Source organism: Chryseobacterium barbadense (assembly GCF_042849955.1).
Taxonomy (GTDB): domain Bacteria; phylum Bacteroidota; class Bacteroidia; order Flavobacteriales; family Weeksellaceae; genus Chryseobacterium.
Map to the genome: position 1 here is coordinate 1 of NZ_BAAFHL010000100.1, position 4,949 is coordinate 4,949.

A 4,949-nucleotide genomic window follows, 5' to 3' on the forward strand; every position below is an offset into this window, starting at 1 on the left:
CCTGTACGCAATTAATGCCGCCATCACTTCATGCACAAGGCGTCCTTCAAACGGGTACATAAACAAATGATATCCTTCCCGTGTTTTGATCAATTCCACCAAAAATTCATCTTTTTTAGGGATATGGGATCGTTTTTCCTGATTCGCCAATAAAGGATGCAGAAATTTTAATTCTTTCTCCGAAGCTTTAGGATTTAAGGCATTGGATAATTTTTCCCTTAAAAAATGGCTTAAATTGGAACTTAAAGGCAATCTTCCGCCCAGATAACTTGGAACCAAGGCTTTCCCTTTAGCAGCACGTACATAAACGGTCATTTCTTTAATCATCGCCACTTCCAACACTCTTCCTGCCAGAATAAACTTTTCTTCTTTTTTAAGCTTGGAAATAAAATATTCCTCAATCATGCCAATATATCCACCGGAAATAAATTTCACTTTCATCATAGCATCACTTACAATAACGCCCATATTCATACGGTGGAGCATGGCGATTCTCCGGGAAGTAACTTTAAACAGACCGTCTTCCATAACGGTTACTTTGTGATATTCTTCATAGCTTTTCAGAGCGCTTCCGCCAATCGTCAGAAAATCAAGGATGCTTTTCCATTCTTCGTCCATGATTTCCCGGAAAGTATAGATTTTTTTAATTCTTTCATATACTTCATCCGGATAGAAACCGTCTCCGATGGCCAGAGTCATCAGAAACTGGACTAGAACATCAAAACATAACACCTGTGGTTCGCGTGGCTCTATGACTTTTTGTTTTACTGCTTCTTTTAAAGCTGCAACTTCAATCAACTCCAGAGAGTGGGTGGGAACACAGTAAATTGTGGACGTTTCAAAAGGGGAGTGCCCACTTCTTCCGGCCCGCTGAAGAAATCTTGCCACGCCTTTTGATGAACCAATTTGTATCACAGTATCAACAGGTTTGAAGTCAATACCTAAATCTAAAGATGAAGTGGAAACTACAGCTTTTAGTTTTCCGTTACTTAAGTTTTCTTCGATCCATATTCTCAAATGGGCATCAATAGAACTGTGATGAATGGCTATTTGTCCGGCAAAATCCGGATAAGCATCCAACAGTAACTGATACCACATTTCACTCTGGCTTCTGGTGTTGGTAAATACAATTGTTGATTTGGAATTAAGGATAATCGGAACAATTTTATCGGCCAACTTAGCTCCGAGATGCCCTGCCCAGGGCAATACTTCAACCTCATCAGGAAAAACGGGGATAATATCGATTTTTTTATGTTCTCTAGCAGTAACTGTTGTTTTTTTAATATCGTAGGGAATCAGCACTTCATGGGCTTCATCCAAGTTTCCTATAGTTGCGGTAATTCCCCATATTTTAAGCTTAGGATTATACTTTCTTAACTGAGAAATGGCTAATTCTATCATTACACCACGTTTAGAGCCTAAGAGTTCATGCCATTCATCAACAACAACACAATGCAGGTTCTGAAAGAATCTATCATGGTTTTTCTGCCCCAGAAGCAAATGAATACTTTCCGGAGTGACTACCAGAATTTCGGGCATATTTTTAACCTGTTGCTGCCTTACTTTCGGATCGGTATCTCCGTTCCGAACTCCAACTACCCAATCCAGCCCAATCTCATCAATGGCTTCCTGCATGGCTTTGGCAATATCTTTGGAAAGGGAACGAAGGGGAGTGATCCAGATCATTTTAAGGCCTTTTTTATACTTTTCAGGATGACTTAAAAAATCTGAAACTAAAGCCAGAAAAACAGAAAAAGTTTTCCCGAAACCGGTGGGAGCAACCACCATTCCGCTGTAGCCGTTTCCGAACTTACGCCATGTTTCCGTCTGAAATTTAAAAGGAGACATACCTTTATCCTCTATCCATTCCCGGATGATTCTGAAACCTTCGGTATGTTCAAAAGCAGTCAATTTATTGGATCAGTTTTTTAATTTCTTCCAGCTCATCAATTTCATCCACGGTCTTATCTTTTCTCCAACGCACAATTCTTGGAAATCTCAGAGCTACGCCGCTTTTATGACGGTTACTGAAGCCAATCCCTTCAAAGGCGATTTCAAAGACAAGCTCAGCTTTCACCGTTCTTACAGGACCGAATTTTTCTATGGCGTTTTTCGTTACAAAACGGCTTACTTCCATAATTTCCTTATCCGTAAGCCCGGAATAGGCTTTGGCGATAGTAACCAAAGAATCTCCGTTTTTTACGGCAAAAGTATAATCGGTGTAATAAGCGCTTCGCCTTCCGCTTCCTTTTTGGGCATAGATCAATACCGCATCAATGGTTAAAGGATTTACTTTCCATTTCCACCAGTCTCCTTTTTTCCGCCCGGAATGATAAGGGGAATTCTTTTGTTTCAGCATTAAGCCTTCGCTATTGATTTCTCTTGAGTTTTCCCTGATCAGATCAAGCTGTTCCCATTTTTCAAAATCAATAGCTTTGGAAATGGTAATATTTTGAGGCTGCTGGTTTAAAAGCAACTCTTCCAACATAGCTCTTCTGGCAGAAACAGATTTTTCGCGAAGATCATTGCCTTCCAGCTCGATCAGATCATAGGCAAAGACTTCAATAGGAATGTCTGCCATCATTTTTTTGGTGATGTTTTTTCTGTTCAAACGTTTCTGAAGTTCGTTGAAATTTAAAACATTTCCTTCTTTTACGGCTAATATTTCGCCATCAATAACGAAGTTACCGTTCATGGACTGTACTGTTTCCGCAATTTCAGGAAATTGTTCGGTGATCATTTCTTCTCCTCTCGACCAGATGAAAACTTCATCGTTCCTGCGGATGATCTGTCCACGGATTCCATCCCATTTATATTCGATCAGCCATTCTTCTGGATGGCCAAGTTCAGGTAACTCTTTTTCCAACGCATACGCCAGGCAAAACGGGTAAGGTTTTGAATTATCCGGATTCACTTTTTCCGCAGAAATAAGCTCATCGAATGAAATTTCTTCAGGTTGCCATTTCCCCATGATACTGTGCATCAAAACATTAGTCTCCTGCCCGGAATATTTGGTAAGCGCATTGATCAGGGTTTTATAGGAAACTCCTATTCTAAAGCTACCTCCGAGTAATTTATTAAAGATCAGCCTTTCCGTATAATCCAGACCGTTCCATGATTGTAATACGAATTCTTTTTTCTCCGCTTCGGTTTTATCTTTTAAATGAAGAATATCTGTCATCCATTGAGACAAAGACTGTTCTATCTTTTCCGAAGGAGGAGGAAGAATCAAAGAAAGTGTTTCCCCCAGATCTCCTACGGAAGAATAGCTTTCCTGAAACAACCAGAAGGGAAGTTTGGTAATTTCCAGCGCCCAATCCTTCATCAAATTCGTGTTAACATTACGTTTAGGCCTTTTTCCCGTAAACAAAGCAATGAACCATACTTTATCTTCATCCGGAGCTCTTTCCAGATAATCGACGATAGCATCAATCTTGGCATTGGTTTTATTGGTGCTTTCCAAAGCGTTGATAAGGTCTGCAAAATGCTTCATAAATCAGGGTTTTCAATGATTTCTTTTTCTGCTTCTTCTTCATCTTCACCAAAAAGTGTTTCCACAACATCGGATCTGATGCCGATCTCATTTAAATACTTTGAAAATACTTCGGTTTGCCCGTGTGTTACATGCACAATTTCGGCTTCCGTTGCTTTTACAGCCTGAAGTAAGCCCAACCAATCGGCATGATCACTCATGGCAAATCCCGCATCGGCACTTCGCCACCGTCTTGCTCCGCGAACCTGCATCCAGCCTGAACAAATAGCGGTTGCAGCATTGGGAATTTTTTTAATGATATTGCTATCCAGCAAAGCGGGCGGAACAATCACAATTTCGTTCTGTAATTGCTTGGCATTTTCTCTGAAATCAGCAATCTCATAGTCAGGAAGTGATATTCCAACGGTTTCAAAGGCTTCGTTTAATTTTCCGATCGAGTAGTGCGTATAGATTTTTCCTAATCCCTCTACAGCCTTCATAATTCTTTGGGCTTTTCCAAGAGAATAACCGATAAATACCGAAGTCCTTCCGTTTTCATGGTTTCTCAGCACCCAGTTTTGAAGTTTTTTATTAAGGTCATCTACATCCAGCCAGTTATAAATGGGGAGCCCAAAAGTACTTTCAGTCACAAATTCATTGCATCTTACCAATTCAAAAGGGGTACTCAATCCATCATTCTGAACTTTATAATCTCCGGAAATTACACTGATGTAGCCTTTATATTCCAATCTTATCTGAGCTGAACCGATAATATGTCCCGCAGGATGCATGGAAAGCTTTACCCCATTGATATTGATCTCTTCACCATATTCTACACTCTGACATTCAATATCCGTTCCTATTCTTTGATGTAAAATGGGTTTGGTATAATGGTGACACAGGTATTTTTTCATTCCCCAGCGGGCATGGTCTCCGTGACCATGCGTAATAACTGCCATATCAACGGGTCTCCACGGGTCTATATAGAACTTTCCCTGTGGACAGTAAATGCCCTTGGATGTAAATGTGATTAATTTCAATGGTGTGATCGGTTTACATATAGTATTCAAAAATCTAACCAATTTAGTATAGAAATATTTATTTTCCAAGCCTATGACGACGATTGAAAAAGTCAAAGCCAAAGGTTAGGTATTTTACAACAGATGAACTAACTTTGATCGTCTTAAAAAACAGGCATACCATATGCCTTCTAACAATTAAATAATGAAAATAGAAATCTGGTCGGACGTTATGTGTCCGTTTTGCTATATAGGTAAACATCATTTTGAAGCGGCTCTTCAGAAATTACCATTCAAGGATGAAGTGGAAGTAGAATGGAAGAGTTTTCAGCTTGATCCCACTTTAAGTTCTTCAGAAACGAAAAGTACCATCAATTACTTACAGGACAAAAAAGGGTTTTCACAAAGCCAGTCTGCTCAGATGGTGAATCAGGTTTCCCAAATGGGAAAAATGGCAG

4 protein-coding genes are annotated in these 4,949 nt (G+C 39.8%); 1 reads left to right on the plus strand and 3 read right to left on the minus strand.

Annotated features, from left to right (window positions below; all coding sequences use genetic code 11):
- The 3 genes from ACGHIN_RS16410 to ACGHIN_RS16420 all read right to left on the minus strand — a co-directional run.
- On the minus strand, nucleotides 1-1,911 hold a 1,911-nt coding region (locus ACGHIN_RS16410; protein ID WP_390456008.1), incomplete at its 3' end, for a ligase-associated DNA damage response DEXH box helicase.
- A gap of 1 nt (nucleotide 1,912) precedes the next feature.
- Nucleotides 1,913-3,493 carry an ATP-dependent DNA ligase gene (locus tag ACGHIN_RS16415; RefSeq protein WP_390456011.1) on the minus strand — a complete coding sequence of 527 codons (1,581 nt, stop codon included), beginning with the start codon at nucleotides 3,491-3,493 and terminating at the stop codon, nucleotides 1,913-1,915.
- Nucleotides 3,490-4,512: a ligase-associated DNA damage response exonuclease gene (locus tag ACGHIN_RS16420; protein ID WP_390456017.1), complete on the minus strand. Its 1,023-nt coding sequence runs from the start codon at nucleotides 4,510-4,512 to the stop codon at nucleotides 3,490-3,492. The genes ACGHIN_RS16415 and ACGHIN_RS16420 overlap by 4 nt, the downstream gene beginning before the upstream one ends.
- Before the next feature lie 184 nt (nucleotides 4,513-4,696).
- Here ACGHIN_RS16420 and ACGHIN_RS16425 point away from each other — a divergent pair.
- Nucleotides 4,697-4,949 (plus strand): DsbA family protein (locus tag ACGHIN_RS16425; protein ID WP_390456014.1); only part of this gene is annotated, 253 nt, incomplete at its 3' end.